The sequence below is a fragment of the Intrasporangium zincisolvens genome, from assembly GCF_034724055.1.
GTDB classification, from domain to species: Bacteria; Actinomycetota; Actinomycetes; order Actinomycetales; family Dermatophilaceae; genus Monashia; species Monashia zincisolvens.
On the sequence record NZ_JAWIIL010000011.1, the window covers coordinates 124927 to 144659 of the forward strand.

Genomic DNA, 19733 nt, shown 5'->3' on the forward strand with positions numbered 1-19733 from the left:
CCGCCCCCGAGGTCCGGGTAGAAGGAGCGACAACGATGTCCGAACCCCTGACCGCGAGGAAGTGGGCCGTCCTGGCCACTGCCCTCGGGCTTCTCGCCGGCGGCTCTGCCGCGACCGCCCGTGCCGAGGGCCATCCGGCGGTACCGCCCCAGCACCGGCCGGTGCTGCCGCTGACCCAGTACGTCGACCCGTTCATCGGCACGGCGGTGTCGGCGACGAGCGGCTACGCCGGCAACGACAACCCCGGCGCCAAGGTCCCGTTCGGCTTCACGAACTTCGGCCCCGACATGCCCCGGACCAACTTCAACGGGTCGGGCGGCTACCTCAACCCGCCCGGAGCCACGACCGGGCGCATCAACTTCTTCAGCCTGACCCACCTCAACGGCGTGGGCTGCCCCGGCCAGGGTGCGGTCGGGATGATGCCGGCCTCGACGCCGACCCCGGTCGCCTCGGCCAGCGGCGTCCCCACCGGGGTCGGCTTCCACACGAACACCGAGTCGGCCGAGCCCGGGTACTACGGCGTGACGATGGACAACCGCGTCAAGGTCGAGCTGACGGCGACGACCCGCACCGGCATGGCGCAGCTGGGCTACCCGGACGGCGGCTCGGGCTACTTCTCCATCGACACGCGCCTCAACGGCAACAGCAACCGCCGCACCGAGGCCGGCAAGATCACCCCGGACCACGTGTCCCTCTCCGTCAGCGACGACGGCCGCGTCCTGTCCGGCCAGTCGGTCGCGCCGGCCTTCTGCACGCCGTACGGCACGCCGTACAGCTCGCCGGTGTACTTCTACGCCGAGATGGACCGGCCGCTGACCAAGACGGCCGAGAGCGGCGTCAACGCCGTCAAGGACGGCGCAGCCCTGCTGCACTACGACCTGCCCGCGTCGGACCCCACGCTCCGGATGCGCGTCGGGATCTCGGCGGTCAGCGTGGCCAACGCGAAGCTCAACCTGCACACCGAGAACGCCAGTGCCGGCTTCGAGCAGACGCGCACGGCTGCCGACTCCGCCTGGAACACGCGGCTCAACACGATCCAGGTGGACCGGGCCGCCGACCCGGGCCGGCTGACGTCAGCTCAGCGCGACAAGCTCGTCAAGTTCTACACCGCGCTCTACCACGTGTTCGGTTCTCCCACGGTCTATTCCGACGTCAACGGTGACTTCCGGAGCATGCGGGCGCAGCGCCCGTTCGCCACGGGCGTCGACACTGCCGGCGGCGTCGAGCAGCGGGACGTCGCCAACGTCGCCGACTACCGCTACACGCGTCCCGACGGCAGCACGGGCGGCTACGGCACGCACTACAGCAGCTTCTCGCTGTGGGACACCTACCGCTCCCAGGCCCAGCTGCTCGCGCTGCTGGCCCCCAAGGAGTCGAGCGAGATGATGCAGTCATTGGTCGTCGACGCCCAGCAGTGCGGCGCCTTCCCGCACTGGGTCGACGCGAGCGACGACTCCACGCCGATGGCCGGCGACAACGCCCTGCCGGTCCTGGCCGGCGCCTACTCCTTCGGCGCCAAGGACTTCGACGTCACCACCGCCGCGCGGCTGGTCAAGCAGTCGGTCTTCGACCCGACGAGCTCGTGCAACGCCAACAAGAGCATGAGCAATGCCGAGCAGTACCTGCGCGACGGCTACTACCCCAGCCCCGAGTGGTCCTCGAGCAACATCGAGCGGTGGAACAGCGACCGGGCCGCGGCCGCCTTCCTCGCCGAGGTGCCGGCGTCGGTGCGGAGCAACCCCCGCGTGGCCGTCACGCAGGCCGACCTGGCGAGCCTCGACGAGCGAACTGGCTGGTGGCGCAACATCTTCGACGAGTCCACCGGCACCATCGCGACGCGTGAGGCCCCGACGACGCCCGGCACCCCGGGAGCGCTCAAGCCGGGCACGTTCCACGAGTCGACCGAGCCGAACTACTTCTGGTCGTTCGGGTACGCCTGGACCGACCTCATCACCGCGATCGGCGGCAAGGACCAGGCCGTTGCCCGCCTCAACCGGCTCTTCTCCGTCGACTCGTCGCTGTCGACGACACCCACCATGCAGCAGCTCAACGGCGGACAGGACGCCCAGACCTACTACATGGGCAACGAGATGAGCTTCAACGCGCCGTGGGCCTACAACTGGGCCGGCGCCCCGGCCTCGAGCCAGTACGTCGTGCAGAAGCTCATGGACGTGACGTTCGGGACCGGGCGTGACGGGCTCCCCGGCAACGATGACATGGGCGCCCTGTCCAGCTGGTACGTGTTCGCCGCCCTCGGCATGTACCCGACGGTCGGGTCCTCCTCCGGGCTCGCGCTCTCGACGCCGCAGTTTCCCGCGGCGACGGTCTGGCTGAAGAACCAGGGCGTGCGCATCGTCACCGACGGCGACGCGGCCACCAGCCCCTTCATCGCGGGCATGACGATCGACGGCTCGGCGCACTCAAGCTCGTGGCTGCCGCTGCGCGACATCCGGACCGGCGCCGACCTGGGCTACACGCTGTCGACCCGGCCCACGACGTGGGCGGCCGCGGACGCCCAGACCCCACCCTCGGGCGCGGACGCCGACTACACCAAGGCGACCGCAGCCGCCGCGAAGGGACGCTGACCGACGGCGACGCCCGTCGGCTCGCTCATCACCCGGCTCGTCACCCAGCTCGTCACCGCGCACCCTGCGTCTGGTCGCTCACCAGGCGCAGGGTGCGTAGTGCGGGGTCTGCGGCGTAGGCGATCCGGACGCCGGCGCGTCGGGCCGCATCGAGGGCTCCGAGCGCCTCGGCCGTGACGCGCTCGCCGGGGGCGAGCACCGGGATGCCGGGCGGGTAGGGCGCCACGAGCTCGGCGCTGACCCGGCCCACCGCGTCCTCGACGGGCACCGTGTCGGTGCGGGCGAAGAACGCCTGCCGTGGCGGCATGGCGGCCACCGGCTCGACGCGGTAGGACGCGGGACCCGCCACCGGGCGCGGCTCGCCACTGTGTCGATGCACGGCGGCCGTGATCGCGTCGGTGAACGCCGTGAGCGTGTCGGTGGTGTCGGCGAGCGAGACGACCGCGACGAGCACGTCCCGGTCGGCCGACTCGACCGGCAGCCCGGCGTCGAGGAGGTCCTGCTCGACGGCGTTGCCGTCGGCGCCAGCGCCCGACAGGACGAGCGTGAGCTTGAGCGGGTCGACATCGGGTCCGTCGAGGACGACGAGGCCCTCCACGTCCCCGAGCCGGTCGCGGGCCTGCCGGGTCGCCGCGACCGCGGCCCCGAGCAGCGCTTCCCCGTCGCGCTCCAGCAGGGCGCGGGCGGCGTCGGTGCTCGCGAGGATCGCGCCTGCCGGGCTCGTCGTCGCGGTCGCCTCGACGCCGGCGTCGAGCCGCGCTGCGTCGAGGCGATCGGTGCGGGCGAGGACGAGAGCGGCCTGGCTCCACGCGGGCAGGGTCTTGTGCGCGCTGACGACCATGGCGTCGGCGCCGAGCTGCAGGGCGTGGCGGGGGAGGTCCGGGTGGAAGCCGAAGTGCGCCGCCCAGGCGGCGTCGACGACGAGCGGCACGCCGTGGGCGTGCGCCGCCTCGGCCAGGCCGGCGACGTCACCGACGGTGCCGACGTAGGAGGGGTCGCCGACGAACACCGCTCGCGCGCCGGGGTTCTCGGCCAGCGCGCGCCGCACCGACGCGGGTGCGACGCCCAGCGGCAGCCCGGTGGACGCGTCGACCTCCGGGCGCACCCAGACCGGCCGCAGGCCGGCGAGCACCAGCCCGAGCAGGAGCGAGCGGTGCAGGGTCCGGCTCACGACGACCGTGTCACCGTCGCCGGCCACCGCGAGCGCGACGGCCTGGTTGGCGTGCGTGGCGCCACCGGTCGAGAAGCGGCACACGTCCGCGCCCCACAGCCGCGCCGCGCGCCCCTCGGCGTCGGCGAGCACCCCGCCGGTCAGCTTCATCGTGTCGAGGCCGGCGTAGAGGGGGACGTCGCCGGCCACGACGTCGCCGACGAGGTCGGTGCGCTGCTTGTGGCCCGGGATGGTGAACGGCGTGGGCGGTCGCTCCTGGAAGCGCAGCCACGCGTCGAGCAGCGGCGCGTCGGACCGGAGGCCCCGCGGGTCAGTCGGCATCGGGCCTCCAGTCGCCGAGCACCGCGACGAGCGCGCTCGTCAGCGCACGCACCTGGCGCAGGTCCACCCACTCGTCGACCGCGTGCAGCCCGCCGCCGGAGGGGCCGCACACGAGCGTCGGGCACACCTGCTGCCACAGGGGCGCCTCCATCCAGTACGGAGCCTCGAAGGTCGGCCCGGTGCCGAGCTGCGCCCCGAGGCGGCCGGCGAGCGCGGCGGCGGGCCCGTCGTCGTCGAGGCGCCAGCCGTCACGGTGGGCGACGAGCTCGGCCTCGGCCTGCCACTCCGGCTCGAGCAGCGCACGCACCCGGGCGAGCGCGTCCGAGCTCGGCTGCTCGGGCGTCGTGCGCAGCTCGACGAGGCACTCGGCGTGGTCGGGGACGACGAAGGGTGAGCTGCCCCCGCGGGCGAGCGTCACCATGAGGTCACCCCCGGCAGCGCGGACGCCCGGGGCGGCCGTGTCGACGGCGTGGAGCAGGCGACCGAGGTGGGTGACCGCGTTGACGCCCAGCTCGGCCTGCGAGCTGTGCGCCGCGCGTCCGGCGAAGGTGACTCTCACGACGGCGAACCCGCGCAGTGAGCGGCACAGGGCGTTGTCGGTGGGTTCGGCCACGAGGCACGCGTCGGGCCGCACCCCGAGGCCCGGGAGGGCGGCGATGACGGCCTCGCTGCCAAGGCTGGCGTCCTCCTCGTCGGCGACCAGGGCGAGCACCGGGCGCACCGGGGCACCGGAGGCGACGAGGTGCTCGGCGGCGGCGACGACCGCGGCGATGCCGCCCTTCATGTCGGCGGCGCCGCGGCCGTGGAGGCGGTCGCCGTCCACCCGCGGTGCGAAGGGAGCCGGCATGCCGGCGACGCCGACCGTGTCGAGGTGGCCGTTGAGCACGACGGTCGGCCGGTCGGTCGGGCCGGGAGGCACCGCGACCAGGCTCGGCCGGCCGGGCGGACCGAGCGTCTGCACCACGGTCGTGACGAAGCCGGCGCGCGTCAGCCGCGCGTCGAGGTGCCCGACGATCTCGGCCTCGCCCGCGGCTCCGGGCACCAGGGCCGGGTTGACGCTGTCGACGGCGACCAGCTCCTCCAGCAGCTCGACCGCCGAGCGCTCCACGTCTCCCATGGGGCGAGACTAGGGGGAGAGACCGGGCGCGAGGCGATGCGGCTCGACGCTCGCCGGGACCGTTCGTGCTGGGCCACCTAGTCTGGCCGGGTGGGACGAATCGGACAGGCACTGCCGACGCCCGGTGACCGGGCCGCGCGCCAGGGTGCGTGGCTCTTCCTCGTCGCGGGGGTGCTCGCCCTGCTGGCCATCGCCGTCGGCTCGCCGCGTCCCGGAGTCCTCGTCGCGGTGGCGGCCGCGGACCTCGCGACCGCGGAGACGTGCCTGCTGCTGCCGTGGGGCCGCTGGCCGGTCACCCGGATCGCCGGGCTGTCCCTCATCGCCTTCTTCGTCCTCGGGGTGTCGACCTGGGCCTTCGGTGGCCAACCGGGCGGCACCATCCCGTTCTGCGTGCTGACCTTCGCGTGGCTCGGCCTGCACCAGCCGCCCCGGCTGGTGGTGTGGGCGGCAGTCCCTGCCGCGGTGTCGTACGTGGTCGGGCTGGTCGCCGCCGGAGCCGCTCCGGAGGCCATCGGCGGCAGCGTCGTCCTCGTCCCGGTCCTCGTCGCCGTCGGGTACGTCATCGCGCGGACCATGCACGACCTGCGCGAGAGCCAGCTGCGGCTCCAGGCGCAGGAGCAGTGGCGGGCGGCGATGACGGCGACACTGGCCCACGACGTCCGCTCGCCCCTGACCTCCATCACCGGGGCGCTCGAGCTGCTCGCCGACGACCCCGGCACACCACCCGCCCTCGCGCCTCTCGTCGAGTCCGCGAGCCGGCAGGCAGAACGCATCGCGCGGCTCGCCGGCGACCTGCTCGACCTCGAACGCATCGACCAGGGCCGGCTGCGACTCGACCGCACGCAGGTCGACGTGCGCGCCCTCGCCGAGCGTGTGGCCGAGCTGACCGACCCGCGTCAGGTGCGCGTCGAGGTGCCGGCGGGGCTGTCGGTCCTCGCCGACCGCGGCCGTCTCGAGCAGATCCTCGTCAACCTGACGAACAACGCGGTGCGCCACGGAGCGGGGCCGGTGTGCATCGGGGCCGAGCAGGAGCCCGGCGCCGTCGTGCTGTCGGTCCGCGACCACGGGCTCGGCGTCCCGCCGGAGGCGACGTCACAGCTGTTCACGCGGCTGGCCGACGGCCGGCCGGGCACCGACTCGGTCGGGCTCGGCCTCTGGATCGTGCGGATGCTGACGGAGGCGCACGGCGGGTCCGTGTCCCAGGAGAACACCGATCCCGGGGCGGTCTTCCGGGTGCGGCTGCCCCAACCGGGGCCTGAGGCTACGCCGGCGGGAAGGGCCGAGGCGGCTTCGGCGCCGGCCGGCAGCGGTCGCAGCACGCCGGGCGGCGGGACGCGACCTGCCGGCTAGTGCGCGGTCCAGTCGTAGAGGAGCAGGGCGCCCGCGTGGACCAGCGTGAGGAGGAGGAACAGCAGACCGGCCAGCATCGCGACGGCGATGACCAGGGGCGCGAAGTACCCCAAGCGTCGGCGGCGGTCCCTGGCCACGATTCCAGTGAAGCGCAAGGGAATCCGTGAGGGGGTGGATCAGCGGAAGAGGCGGGCCGCTCCGTCGAGGTGCGCTGGCGTCGGGCCTGCACGCACGGACGGGCCGTCCCTTGGGGGACGCGCGGGTGGGTCAGTCGTCGTCCTCGGTGACGCCGATGCGGATCTTGCCCTTGCCCGGGCAGTCGTCCTGGTGCTCGCGGGCGTCCTTGCGGGCCTTGTCGCGGGCGCGCCGGGCCGGACCGGTCCAGTCGCAGCTCTTGCAGTACCCGAAGGCGAAGGCGCCGTCCTCGTGCGCCCCGAACGCCTCGGCCTTCGCCACCTTCTCGATGGTCGCGCGGTACTGCTCGCCCTCGGCGTCGCGCACCGTCAGCTCGTGTCCGTCGCGGGCCAGGAACCGGAGTCCGCGTTTGCGCGCCATGGGCCCATGATGCATCGCGGCGCCCTCGCACGGGGACGCGGCCCAGGAACCGGGCCATCCCGCCCCCCGCAACACACCGAGCAGCCGCCAACCCGCCCTGGTTGCTCCCTGCCCCGTTGGCAGCTACACGGTGTGTTGCCGGGGCCGACGCGTCGGCGGATGGTCGGGCCACGGCGCCGCGTACGCGTCGGGGCGGCCGGTGCGCAGGCGCGCGTACCGCAGCAGCTCACGCAGGATGCCCGCGTTGCCCATCGCCCAGCCCGGGCGGGGGTCGAGCTCGGCCGGCGTCGACCGGTGCTCGTGGTTGGACCAGCGCGCCCCCGACGCGTCGATCGTGGCGCGGGCGAGCAGGTCGTCGACGAGGACGTCGGTGAACGCCGGGCCCTCGCCCAGCTCGACCTCGCGGTCGAGGGCGAGCGCGAGGACTCCGGCGGTGCCGCAGCATCGACCGTGGTTGTCCCAGAAACCGGGTCGCAGCCTCGCCGGCAGGCCTGAGCTGGTGACGGTGTGCCAGCAGCGATCGGCGAGGCGGAGCCAGGACGTGTCACCGGTCACCTGGTGCAGCAGCCGGAACACCTGGGCGTCGCCGGCGGGACCGTTGCACCAGCCGAGGCTGTACCGCTCGACGATGTCGGGTCGGTGCGGCGGGTCGGAGTGCGGCACGAGGAAGCCGGAGGGGCCCTGCTCGTCGCGGCTCACGACGTCGGACGCGCCTCGGAGGGCGAGGTCGAGCAGGTCGGGTCGGTCGGCTGCCGTGCCGACCGACGCCAGGGCCAAGACGATGCCGAGGGTTCCGTGCGCGACGTGGTGCGAGCGCGGGGGCGTGGGCCGCACCGCCCAGTTGACGCCATGGGGTGTCGGTGTCGCGGCCGCGACGTAGGGCGCCACGGCGTCGACGGCGAGGTCGAGGTCGCCGACGCGCAGGGCGGCGAGACCGATGCCGGCGTTGCCGGCGAACAGTTCGAACATCTCGCCCCACCGGCCGTCCCTGCTGCGGGACCGCACACGTCGCAGGGCCGCCCGGGCGTCGTCGTCGCGGCCGACCGCGTGGAGGGCCACCGCGACCCCGGCGAGGCCGAAGTAGAGCGAGGAGCCCGCGACGGCCTCGAGGTCGGCGAGGGCGTCGGCGCCGGCCTCGACCGCGTCGGTGTAACGGTGCTCGCCCGTGTGGGCCGCGGCCTCGCGCAGCGCCAGGATCAGGCCCGCCCGACCGTGGTAGAGCGAGGGGTCGTCCCAGTCGGACCCGGCGCGGCGCTCGCGTGCGTGCGTGATGCCCTCGAGGAGCCAGTCCGCCGCCGCGAGCCCGACTCCTTCGGCCGCTGCGGCGCGGTCGTCCGGCCGAGTCACCTCCATGCCACGAACGTAGCCGCCGCGGACGGACCCGGCCCGCGGGCGCGAGGAGCACCTACCGTGGCTGCATGCAGCTCGAGGTGGACGCGATCCTGTTCGACATCGACGGGACCCTCGTCGACTCCACGGCGGCGGTCGAGCGGACCTGGCGGGCCTGGGCCGCCGCGCACGGCGCCGACGCCGAGGAGATCCTGCGCGTGTGCCACGGCCGCCGCGCCGAGGACACCATCGCGCTGTTCCTGCCGGCCGAGGAACGGGCCGCCGCCGTCGAGGAGCTGGAGCGCCTCGAGCTCGACGACCTCGCCGACACCGTCGCCCTCCCGGGCAGCGGTGCGCTCCTGTCCGGCCTCGAGGCGGGGCGCTGGGCGGCGGTCACGTCAGGCCCGCGGGCGCTCATGCAGGCCCGGCTCCGTGCCGCCGGCCTTCCGGAGCCGGCCGTCCTCGTCACCGCCGAGGACGTCGCGGTCGGCAAGCCCGACCCCGAGGGCTACCTCAGGGCGGCGGCCGCGCTCGGGGTCGACGCGCGTCGGTGCCTCGTCATCGAGGACGCGCCGGCCGGGGTCGAGGCGGGCCGCGCGGCAGGAGCGGCCGTCCTGGCCGTGGCCACCTCGCACGACGCGTCCGTGCTCGGTCGCGCCGACGCCGTCGTGCACGACCTGACGCGCTGTCGCGTCGGGTCGGCGGGGGAGCGGCTCGGGGTCACCGTCACGGCCTGACCGGCAGCTGGCCCGTTCGCGTCGGGGTGCTCCAGGACCCTGCGACCACCCGCCGATGCGACGCGAGCGGGGCTGTGCACGGGTACCTCCCAAACGGCCCCCTTACGGGACGAGCCATGGCCATCCGGACATGTCGCATTCCGGCCGTTGAGTGGTGAATCCTCCTGCCAATTCAGCGAATTGATGGCCCGAATTCACCGAAACGCCGGGTGTCCGGCATGGCGGTCGTAACCTGATGTGGCTGGAGAGGCGCGGTGGCCCGGGGACATCGCAACAGCCTTCCAGCGACACAAGCTGGACAGTCGGGGGCGCGCTCGGGGCGCGAGTGTCAGCCCAAGCTTGAGGGGGGTCTTCGAACCATGGTGGAGTTCATCAGTCCGACGCATGTCGAGCGCGGTGCAGGCACGATCGAAGCGGATCCGGTCCGCGGCCTGCTGCACGACCTGCGGGAGCCGCTCGCGGCCATCCTGCTCCTGTCGACCTCGGCCGCAGGGGACGTCCAGGAACGGCTGGGGCACATCCGGGAGCAGGCGAGCTGGCTCGCCGAGCTCGTGGCCTCCAGCCTCGAGGGCGCGGCCGGCGACGACCCGCTCGTCGTCGACGCCGTCGCGGTTGCCCGCGAGGTCGCGGGCCGGGCCCGGATGACGACGACGGCGGCGATCACCGTCGAGGTGGCCGGCGACGGGCTCGTGCTGGCCCGACCGATCGCCCTCGCCCGGGCCCTGGGCTGCGTCGTCGACAACGCGGTGCGCGCCGCCGGTCCCTCCGGGCACGTGCTCATCTGGGTCGGCGACGACGACGACGGCGTGCACGTCCGCGTGCTCGACGACGGACCGGGACTCGGCCACGTCGTGCACCGCACGTCGATCGGCCTGGCCACGACGCGGGCCATGGTCGCCGCCTGCGAGGGCGCGTTCCTCCTGGGCCCCCGCCCGGACGGTGGTGCGTCGGCGGACATCGCGCTCCGGCGCGGCACCCACGTGCTGGCCTCCTGAGAGGGGCGGGGAGATGAAGCTGGTCGTCTGCGACGATCACCGGCTCATCCTCGACACGCTCGGCGCCGCGCTGTCCGACCTGGGCTACCAGGTCACGACGGCGAACGGCCCCGCCGAGGCGCTCGAGGCCGTGGCCGAGGTCCAGCCCGAGGTGTGCCTGCTCGACGTCAACTTCCCGGGTGCCTCCGGTCTGGACGTCATCGCGAGCATCCGGGCGGTCTCGCCCGTCACCCGCGTCATCATGTTCTCGGCCGACGCCTCGGACGTCTCGGTGCGCCGGGCCATCGCCATGGGCGCGTCGGGCTACGTCCGCAAGGACCGCGGCCTGCCGCAGCTCGTCGAGGCCATCGGCCTGGCCGTCAGCGGCCACCTCGCCGTCGAGCCGCGGATGCTCCAGAGCGCGATGCGGACGGGAGACCCCCAGGAGAGCCCGACCTGGGTGCTGTCCTTCCTCACGGAGCGCGAGTGGCAGGTGCTGCGGTGCATCACCGACGGCCTCGGCACCGACGAGATCGCGAGCGCCCTCAACGTCCGCCGCAGCACGGCCCGGACGCACGTGCAGAACGTGCTGACGAAGATCGGCGTGCACTCGCGGCTGCAGGCCGTCGCCCTCGTCGCGGCCCACGCGGACGAGATCGAGTGGCCGGCGCACGTGCGTCCCGCCTGAGGACAGCCTGATGACACGCTGAGTCATCCGTTTGACGTAGCGCGCGGTCGTGCCCGCGTCGGGTCCGCCCCGACGCGGGCACCGGCACGCTCAGGGCATGGAACAGGACGTCCGTGTGGTCATGGTGGACGCGCGTCAGGGATTCCTCGACGCGGTCGCCCTGGTGCTGGCCGAACATCGCACGCTGCGCCTCGTCGGCAGCACGGCGACCGTCGGGCAGGCACTCGCCCACGGGCTGGCCGAGCGGTGCGACGTCGTCGCGGTCGGCCTCGACGACACCAACGACATCCTGGCGCTCGAGGGTCTGTGCCGCGAGTGCCCGACCCTCGGCATCGTCGTCATGGCCTCGAGGGACGGAGAGGCGCACCTGCCCCGGGCCCTCGGCTGGGGTGTCCGTGGCTGGGTGTCGCGCCAGGACGGCGTCAACGACCTGCTCGACGCGCTCGTCGACGTCGCCGCCGGCGAGGCGCACCTGCCCGCCGAGCCGCTGCACGCGATGTTCGCGGCAAGCCTGCGCGACCGACCCGACGCCATACCGGCCGGCACCCGGCCCCTGACCGGACGTGAGGCGACGGTGCTCGACTGCCTCGCCGCCGGCATGTCGCGGCACGACATCGGCGTGGCGCTCGACCTGTCGGACAACACGGTCCGGACGTACGTGCGGCGCATCCTGCGCAAGCTGCACGTCCACTCCGCCGCGGCGGCGGTGGCGATGACGCGAGGCGGCCGGACGTCAGCAGTGCTGACAGCAGTGCCGACCGCAGCGACGACAACAGTGCCGACAACAGTGCCGACAGCAGTGCCGACAGCAGTGACCGTGACCGGTGAGGAGAGGACAGGGGAGATGGCAACGGGGGAGATGACGGAAGGGATGGCGGAAGAGATGGCGGGGGAGATGCCGGGGGAGATGGCGGGGGAGATGGCGATGAACGAGGTCCAGGTCCATGGTTGAGATCGCCCGACGAGCCGTCGCGCCGTCCAGACGCCGTGCCCGCCACGCCGACCTGACCGCGACGCCTCCGGTCGTGACGCCGGCCGTCCCGGAGGCCGCCGCACCGACGCCGCTCGTCCCGGAGCCCGCCGCGCCGACGCCCGAGGAGTCGCCGGCCCCGCACGTCGTGCCCTTCACCCGGACACGGATCTGCCCCGAGGCGCGTCAGGCCGTCGCCGACGTCCTCGAGTCGGGGTGGGTCACCTCGGGCCAGCAGGTGGTCGAGTTCGAGGCCGAGCTGGCCGCCTACGTCGGCGCCGAGCACGGCATCGCCGTCAGCTCGTGCACCGCCGCGATCGAGCTGGCGCTCCGGGCCATGGACCTGCCGGAGGGCTCGAAGGTCCTCATGTCGACGGTCACCTTCTGCGGTGCGGCCGCGGCGATCCGGCACGCCGGGCACGTGCCGGTCCTCGCCGACGTCGACCCCGTGACCGCGATGCCCTCACCGGCCACCGCGGCGGCCGCGGCGGCGGGCTGCGGGGGCGTGGACGCCCTCGTCGTCGTGCACCTCGCCGGCCTGCCGACCGACGTCCGGGCCCTGGCCGAGGCCGCCGGCGTCGACCTCGACCACGTCGTCGAGGACGCCGCGCACGCCCTCGGCACCGTCGTCGGCGACGAGCCGGTCGGCACCATCTCGCGGGCCACGTGCTTCAGCTTCTACGCCACGAAGAACCTCGCCATCGGCGAGGGTGGCATGGTCACGACCGACGACCCCGACCTGGCCCTTCGCATGCGGCGGGCCCGCCTGCACGGGATGTCGGCGGACGCGTGGCGTCGCTACCTGCCGGGCGGCGGCTGGCGCTACGACGTCGACGCCGAGGGCCTCAAGGCGAACATGACCGACGTCCAGGCGGCGATCGGGCGGGCGCAGCTGCGTCGGTTCGACCTCGACCAGGCCCGACGCGCCGCGGTGGCCGCGCGCTACGACGAGGGCCTGTCCGGCATCCCGGGGCTGCGGCGCCCGCCACGGCCCGTCACCGGCCGGCACGCGTGGCACCTCTACACGGTGCGCGTCGAGCCGGCCTACGGGATGGAGCGCGACGAGCTCATCGACGTGCTGCGGGCCCGGGGCGTGTGCACGTCGGTGCACTTCATCCCGCTGCACCAGCTCACGTGGTTCCGGGACCACTGCATCGTCCCCGCAGAGGGGCTGCCCGGTGCCGACCGGGTCTTCGACCGCATCCTGTCGCTGCCGATGGACGCGGTCATCACGGACGCGGAGGTCGACCAGGTCTGTTCAGCCCTGGCCGACCGCGCACGGAGGGGAGCCAGAGGATGACCACGTCACTGAGCTACGGATGGACACCGGAGGACATCGGCTTCGTGCCGACGCTGCAGAAGGGGCTGCGCACCCTGATCGTCGGTGCGGGGGAGGCCGGCCGCGCCCTGGCCCGTGACCTCGAGAGGGTGCGCGACTTCGGCCTGGCGCCGATCGGCTTCCTCGACGACGACACGAACAAGCGCGTCGTGCGCCGGCTGCCGGTCCTCGGCGCCCTGTCCGACCTGCTCTCGGTCGTCACGGTGCAACGCGTCGACGTCGTGCTCCTCGCGATCCCGGGCCTGCCGGCCGACCAGGTGCGCATCCTGGCGACGACCGCCGCGCGCGTCGGTGCGAGCGTGCGCCACCTGCCCTCCTTCATCTCGATGCTGCAGCGCGACGTCGTCGGCACCGACCTGCGCTCGCTCGAGGTCGGGGCGCTCATCGGCCGGCCCGAGATGCACGTCGTCTCACCGGAGGTCCAGGCCACGATCCGCGGCGCCAGGGTGCTCGTCACCGGTGCCGGCGGCTCGATCGGCAGCGAGCTGTGCCGGCAGGTCAACGGGTTCGGGCCCGAGCGGCTCGTCATGCTCGACCACGACGAATCCAACCTGCACCGCCTCCAGCTCGAGCTGACCGGCGAGGGGCTGCTCGACTCCGACGACGTCGTCGTCGCCGACATCCGCGACGCCGGGCGGATGCGCCAGATCATCGCCGACGTGCGCCCGCACGTCGTCTTCCACGCGGCCGCCCTCAAGCACCTTCCGATGCTCGAGCGCCACCCCTGCGAGGGCGTCAAGTCCAACGTCGCCGGCACGCTCAACGTCGTGCGGGCCGCGGTCGAGCACGGCGTCGACCGGTTCATCCTCATCTCGACCGACAAGGCGGCCGACCCGACGTCGGTGCTCGGCGCGACGAAGCAGCTGGCCGAGCGGGTCACCCGGCACGCCTCGCGTGCCCCGGGGGGGACGATCGTGTCGGCCGTGCGCTTCGGCAACGTCCTCGGCAGCCGCGGCTCGCTGCTGCACGTGCTCGCCGAACAGGTGCGCAACGACGAGCCGTTCACCGTGACCGACCCTGACGTGACCCGGTTCTTCATGACGATCGAGGAGGCGGTCGGACTCGTCCTCGAGGCGGCCCACCTGGCCCGTGGCGGCGAGACGTTCGTGCTCGACATGGGCCAGCCCGTGCGGATCGTCGACCTCGTGCAGAACTACTCGCGCCAGCTCGGCCTGCAGGAGGTCGATATCCGCTTCACCGGCCTGCGGCCGGGGGAGAAGCTGCACGAGGTGCTCTTCTCCGACGCGGAGGACCGCCAGCAGACGACCCACCCGCGGATCTTCAGCACGTCGAGCGCGACGACGGACCCCGACTTCGACGGCCACCTCGACACGCTGTTCGACGCCGCGTCGCGCAACGCCGTCGACGAGGTCAAGTCGGCCCTGGAGCTGCTCCTGGGCAACTACCAGCGGGCCCGCGACGACCGGCGCCTCGTCGTCGCCGCGCCCTACCCGGACGACTACTGAGCCGACCCGCACTCCAGCAGGGCACCGCGCACGGTGTCCGCACCGCAGCACACCAACGCCTGACCACATTCACGCACACCACGAGGAAGAGGGGACGATCGTGGACCTCACCGTCATCGCCGGCACCGGGGCCGAGCACCCGGGACCCGGAGCCACCGGAGCCACCCACCCGACGCCGATCGTGCCGGGCACGCGCCGGGCACGGACCGCCACCGTCATCGAGGGACCGGGCCTGCTGGCCGACGAGGCGGTGCTGGAGTCCTTCGAGATGGGGGCGGCCGGCCTCGACCTCGCGGCACCGCCGGTCGTGCTTCCGGACTTCCACCACAAGCGCAAGATGGAGATGCCCTCGAGCATCGCGGTGGCCACGCGCGGCACGATCCGCCCGACGTTCACCAGCTCGTCGGTCAACTGCGGCATGGCGCTCATCGCGCTCGGCACCGACAAGCCCGCCGACCACGCGGTCGACGCGTTCTACCGGGCCGTCAAGGAGAAGTACCCCTACCCGACGCGCGGGGCCCGCGAGCTGACGGCCTCCGAGGTCGTCGCGGCCGCCACCGACGGCGCCCAGTTCGCCGCCGAGCGGTGGGGTGTCGACGCCGAGGAGCTCGAGCGCATCGAGGAGTCCGGACGCGTCGACCTCGAGCCGTGGGGCGGTGGGGCCCGGCTGCGCAAGGAGATCCCGGCCCTGACCTGGCAGCTGGCCCGGCTGCGCTTCGGCACCGTCGGCCCGACGAACCACTTCGTCGAGCTGCAGCAGGTCGAGGAGATCCTCGACCCCGAGGCGGCCGAGCTGCTCGGCATCCGGCAGGGGCAGCTGACGCTGCAGTACCACGCGGGCGGCGGCGTCCTCACCGGCGAGATCGGCCACCTCTTCCAGCGTCGCAAGGACACCGCGCGGGCGATGAAGGCGGTCATGGCGGTGCAGAAGCCGCTCTACCACCTGGCCACGGCACGGTCGGCGGCCCAGCTGCGCGAGCGGATGCGCCTCTACTTCGCCAAGGGCTGCGCGCCCGTGGACCTCGACAGCGACGAGGGCCAGCGGCTCATGCTCGCCAACGCGTCGGCGATGAACTACGGCTACGCCTTCCGCGTCGCGACCTACGCGGCGCTGCGGCGCCTCGCCCTCGACGCGTTCGGCGGCGAGCCGGGCCGGCTTGTCGTCGACTCGCCGCACAACTCGATCTACGAGGAGAACGTCGGCGGTCAGCGGGCCGTGGTCCACCGGCACAACTCGTGCCGGGCGTTCCCGGCCGACCGGATGCCCGAGGGGTCGGTCTTCGCGACGACGGGCCAGGCCGTGCTCCTGCCCGGCACGCACCGCACGTCCTCCTACCTCGCCGTCGCCGGCGCGCGCAGCAGCGACAGCCTCCACTCGGCCTGCCACGGCGCCGGCACCGTCATCGAGCAGTTCGAGAAGGACGGGCGCTCGACGCTCGACCCGGGCGGCCGCTCGACGCGTCGGTACCGCTACACCGACGAGGCCCCGTCGTCCGCGCCGCACCTCGACGACCACGGCGTCAACGCCGCCATGTCGGTGCTGACCCGGCACGGGATCGTGCGCCCGGTGGCGCGGATGAGGCCGTTCGCCGTCCTGCACTGCCCCCCCCCCCCCCCGGATCGCGCCGGGTCTCTCCTCCACGTCTCCGCGCCCGACCCTTCCAGGAGCCGACCATGAAGCCTCGAGCCGTCATCGCCGCCGTGTCCGTGGGTGCCCTCGCTCTCGGCTGGCAGCTCGTCGTCGCCCCCGCCGCGTCCGCCGCGACGTCCTGGTTCGTCGACGGCTCGTCGCCGACGTGCACCGACTCCGGCACGGGCACGTCGGCGGCGCCGTTCTGCACCATCGGCCGCGCGGCGGTCAGCGCGGTGACGGCCGGCGACACGGTGACGGTCGCGCCGGGCACCTACCGCGAGCAGGTCACGGTCGGTGCCTCCGGCGCGGCCGGCGTACCGATCACGTTCACGACCTCGGGGCCGGGGGTCGTCGTCTCGGGCACGCGCGACCTGTCGGCGGCCACGTGGACCGGCGTGTCGGGTGGGACCTTCAGCACGCCGTACGCACCCCCGAGCGCGCCCAAGCAGGTGTTTCTCGACCGAGCCCGCCTCGCCGCGGGTGCGAGCGCGACGACGCTGACCGCCGGGTCGTTCTTCTACGACTCGACCGCCAAGGTGCTCTACGTCAACCTCGGTGGCTCGTCGCCGACCGGCCGCGCGCTCGAGGCCGGGGCCCAGACGTACGGCTTCAACCTGGCGGGGCGCAGCGACGTCGTCGTCGCCGGCTTCACCACGACCGGGCAGAACGGCGTCGGCCTGCGGGTGAGCGGGGGCAGCGCCGTCACGGTGCGCGACGTCACCAGCACCTTGAGCGGGGGCTCCGGCATCCTGCTCGAGGCCTCGAGCACGAACGTCACCGTGGCGAACGCGACGGTCCGCTCGGCTGCCTCGATCGGGATCAAGCTGGCCGCCACGACCGCCTCGACGATCACGGGGGCGGACGTCGCCGGCTCGGGCAACCACGGCATCTCGCTGCAGGGCTCGGTCGGCAACGTCGTCCAGGGCTCCGAGTCGGCCGACAACGCCGTGGCCGTCGGCACGGCCACCGCGGCCGGCATCGACGTCAGCTCGGCCTCGACCGACACCGTGCTGCGCGGCAACCTCGTGCACGGCAACCAAGACACCGGCATCCAGGTCTACAGCGGCTCCGCCCGCGCCCTCGTCGTGCGCAACACGAGCTGGGGCAACGGCAACCACGGGTTGGACACGCTCGCCTCCACCGGCGTGACGTACGTGTCGAACACCTCCTACGGCAACCGCGACGACGGGATCTCCGTCGAGGGCAACAGCACCGGTGCCACCCTGCGCAACAACATCTCGGTCGACAACGGGCTGGCCACCGGGCGCCACGACCTCTACGTCGAACAGAGCTCGATGACCGGCTTCACCGCCGACAGCGACGTGTTCTGGAACAGCCGATGGGTGCCGGCCGTGCGGATCGGCCTGACCCGTTACCAGACGATGTCGGACTTCGCGTCCGGCACGGGCCTCGAGCCCACGGGCCTGGGCAGCGACCCCCAGTTCGTCGACGCCGCGGCCCACGACTTCAGGCCGGCCGCGCAGTCCGCGGCCATCGACTCCGCCGACGCCGGCGCGCCCGGCTTCGAGCCGGCGGATGCCGCGGGCAACGAGCCCACCGACGACCCGACGGTCCCCGACCGAGGTGTCGGCTCGCCGACCTTCGCCGACCGCGGCGCCCTCGAGCGGCTGCCGCGTGCCGGCGACGTGGCGACGAACGCGCCCCACGCGGCCCTCGTGCTGTCGACGACGACCGGGCAGGTGCCGCCGACCGCCACCGTCACGGCCGACGCCCGGGGCTCGAGCGACGTCGACGGCCAGGGCATCGCCGGCTACACGTTCGACTTCGGTGACGGCACCGTCGTCGGGCCGCAGACCTCGCCGGTGGCCACCCACCCGTTCACCACGGCGGGGACCCACCTCGTCAGCGTCACCGTCGCCGACACCGGCGGGCTCACCGGGCGCAGCGAGGTGCCCGTGACGCTGACGGACCGGGCGACGCTGACCTACCACGTCGACAGCCGCAACGCGTCGTGCTCCGACGCCGCCGACGGCACGACGACGCCGTTCTGCTCGATCAGCCGCGGTGCCTCGGTCGCGGTCGCCGGGGACACCGTCCTCGTCGAGGCCGGCGACTACCGCGAGCAGGTGACGCCCGCCGCCACCGGCCTGCCGACGGCGCCCCTCACCTTCCGCGCCAACGGCGCCGTGCGCGTCCTCGGCTCGACCGACCTCGGCTCGACCGCGCAGTGGACCGCCACCGGCACGACCGCCTGGAAGGCCACGGTCACCGCGGCCGCGCCCGTGAGCCAGGTGCTGCGCGGCGGGACGCGCCTCGCCTCGGCCTCGAGCGCCACGACCACGACGCCCGGCACGTTCTTCTACGACGCCCCGACGAGCACCCTCTACGTCGACGCCGGCGGTGCGAACCCGGCATCCGGCACGACGCTCGAGGCCTCGACGCGCTCGTACGGCTTCAAGCTGTGGAACGCCCGTTCGGTCGTCGTCGACGGGTTCACCACCCAGGGCCAGAACGGGGTCGGCGTCAGCATCCAGGACTCCGCCGACGTCGTCGTCTCCTCGGCCACGGCGACCCTCGCCTCCAGCTACGGCATCTCCTCCGACCGGTCGAGCCGCACCCGGGTGTCGGGCTCGACGACGGCGACGAACGGCTCGATCGGCATCCGCATCGCCACGAGCCCCGACGCCGTCGTGTCGGGCAGCACGAGCGCCTCGAACGGCTACCACGGCATCAGCATCCAGGGCAGCGCCCGGGCGACCGTCGCCGACAACGTCACCCACGACAACGCCCAGGCGACGCAGCGCCTCGCCACCGGCATCGACGTCAGCGTCGGCTCCACCGGCGCCGTCATCGAGCGCAACACCTCCTACGCCAACCAGGACTCGGGCATCCAAGTGTACACCGGGTCCGACGACGCGACGGTGCGCCGCAACCTCGCCTACGACAACGGCGACCACGGCGTCGACTGCCTCAGCTCGCTGCGCGACCACGTCGTCGGCAACACCGTCGTCGGGAACGCGACTGCCGGCGTCAACCTCGAGGGCGGCTGCGCGAGCGCGATCGTCGCGAACAACGTCAGCATCGACAACGCGGTCGGCAGCACCCGCACGACCGGCGACATCCGGCTGGACGCCAAGTCGTCTCCCGGCTCGACCGTGGACCGCAACCTGGTGTTCCAGACCGCCGGCGGGCCGCTGTACGAGTGGAACTCGCTGCGATACGCCACGGTGGCGGCCTTCCAGGCCGCGAGCGGCCAGGGCGCCCGGGACCTCGGCAGTGCTCCCCGTTTCGTCGACCAGACCGCGCGCAACCTCGCGCTGACGATCACCTCGCCCGCCGTCGACAGCGCCGACCTCGGTGTCGCCGGTGCCTCGGTCACCGACCACGACGGCCTCGCCCCCGTCGACGTGCCGGGCGTCGCCGACACCGGCGCCGGCACGCCGGCCTACGGCGACCGCGGTGCGCTCGAGTTCCACGACCTGCCCAAGCCGGTGGGCCCGACGGCGGCGCTCTCCGCCAACCCGGCGTCCGGTGCCC

The 19733-nt window shown here is 73.6% G+C and carries 15 protein-coding genes; 10 read left to right on the forward strand and 5 right to left on the reverse strand.

All coding sequences use genetic code 11. The features are described 5' to 3' along the window. Window positions 1-35 precede the first annotated feature (35 nt). Window positions 36-2585, forward strand: a complete 2550-nt coding sequence (locus tag RY076_RS21005; RefSeq protein ID WP_323101423.1) for a glycoside hydrolase domain-containing protein — start codon at window positions 36-38, stop codon at window positions 2583-2585. Window positions 2586-2637: 52 nt separating this feature from the next. Here the strand turns inward: RY076_RS21005 and RY076_RS21010 are convergent, their stop codons facing one another. After that, a complete protein-coding gene (locus RY076_RS21010) occupies window positions 2638-4077 on the reverse strand; it encodes an aminotransferase class I/II-fold pyridoxal phosphate-dependent enzyme (RefSeq protein WP_323101424.1) in 1440 nt (479 codons plus the stop codon). After that, window positions 4067-5194: a M20 family metallopeptidase gene (locus tag RY076_RS21015; RefSeq protein ID WP_323101425.1), complete on the reverse strand. Its 1128-nt coding sequence runs from the start codon at window positions 5192-5194 to the stop codon at window positions 4067-4069. The genes RY076_RS21010 and RY076_RS21015 overlap by 11 nt, the downstream gene beginning before the upstream one ends. Window positions 5195-5284: 90 nt before the next feature. On the opposite strand from RY076_RS21015, the gene RY076_RS21020 reads away from it, so the two are divergent. After that, window positions 5285-6544: a sensor histidine kinase gene (locus tag RY076_RS21020; RefSeq protein ID WP_323101426.1), complete on the forward strand. Its 1260-nt coding sequence runs from the start codon at window positions 5285-5287 to the stop codon at window positions 6542-6544. On the opposite strand, the gene RY076_RS21025 is transcribed toward RY076_RS21020, so the two are convergent. The 3 genes from RY076_RS21025 to RY076_RS21035 form a co-directional block, all read right to left on the reverse strand. Continuing rightward, entirely contained in the window at window positions 6541-6681 is a 141-nt protein-coding gene (locus RY076_RS21025; protein WP_323101427.1) for a hypothetical protein, read from the reverse strand. The genes RY076_RS21020 and RY076_RS21025 overlap by 4 nt on opposite strands. Before the next feature lie 130 nt (window positions 6682-6811). Beyond that, window positions 6812-7099, reverse strand: coding sequence for a hypothetical protein (locus tag RY076_RS21030; RefSeq protein ID WP_323101428.1), 288 nt, complete (start codon window positions 7097-7099; stop codon window positions 6812-6814). Between the two features lie 123 nt (window positions 7100-7222). After that, on the reverse strand, window positions 7223-8452 hold the full coding sequence (locus RY076_RS21035) for a lanthionine synthetase LanC family protein (RefSeq protein WP_323101429.1): 1230 nt from the start codon (window positions 8450-8452) through the stop codon (window positions 7223-7225). 65 nt (window positions 8453-8517) lie between these two features. On the opposite strand from RY076_RS21035, the gene RY076_RS21040 reads away from it, so the two are divergent. The 8 genes from RY076_RS21040 to RY076_RS21075 all read left to right on the forward strand — a co-directional run. Continuing rightward, window positions 8518-9165, forward strand: coding sequence for an HAD-IA family hydrolase (locus RY076_RS21040; RefSeq protein WP_323101430.1), 648 nt, complete (start codon window positions 8518-8520; stop codon window positions 9163-9165). 359 nt (window positions 9166-9524) lie between these two features. Next, on the forward strand, window positions 9525-10160 hold the full coding sequence (locus RY076_RS21045) for a sensor histidine kinase (protein ID WP_323101431.1): 636 nt from the start codon (window positions 9525-9527) through the stop codon (window positions 10158-10160). Between the two features lie 13 nt (window positions 10161-10173). Next, window positions 10174-10827, forward strand: coding sequence for a response regulator transcription factor (locus RY076_RS21050; protein ID WP_323101432.1), 654 nt, complete (start codon window positions 10174-10176; stop codon window positions 10825-10827). Window positions 10828-10924: 97 nt separating this feature from the next. Then, a complete protein-coding gene (locus tag RY076_RS21055) occupies window positions 10925-11779 on the forward strand; it encodes a response regulator transcription factor (RefSeq protein ID WP_323101434.1) in 855 nt (284 codons plus the stop codon). Beyond that, window positions 11772-13097 carry a DegT/DnrJ/EryC1/StrS family aminotransferase gene (locus RY076_RS21060; RefSeq protein WP_323101435.1) on the forward strand — a complete coding sequence of 442 codons (1326 nt, stop codon included), beginning with the start codon at window positions 11772-11774 and terminating at the stop codon, window positions 13095-13097. Before RY076_RS21055 ends, RY076_RS21060 begins: the two co-directional genes overlap by 8 nt. Continuing rightward, window positions 13094-14602, forward strand: a complete 1509-nt coding sequence (locus RY076_RS21065; protein ID WP_323101436.1) for a polysaccharide biosynthesis protein — start codon at window positions 13094-13096, stop codon at window positions 14600-14602. Before RY076_RS21060 ends, RY076_RS21065 begins: the two co-directional genes overlap by 4 nt. 100 nt (window positions 14603-14702) lie before the next feature. Further along, window positions 14703-16280, forward strand: a complete 1578-nt coding sequence (locus tag RY076_RS21070; protein ID WP_323101437.1) for an RtcB family protein — start codon at window positions 14703-14705, stop codon at window positions 16278-16280. After that, the coding region (locus RY076_RS21075) for a right-handed parallel beta-helix repeat-containing protein (RefSeq protein ID WP_323101439.1) at window positions 16277-19733 on the forward strand (3457 nt) is incomplete at its 3' end. The genes RY076_RS21070 and RY076_RS21075, both read left to right, overlap by 4 nt.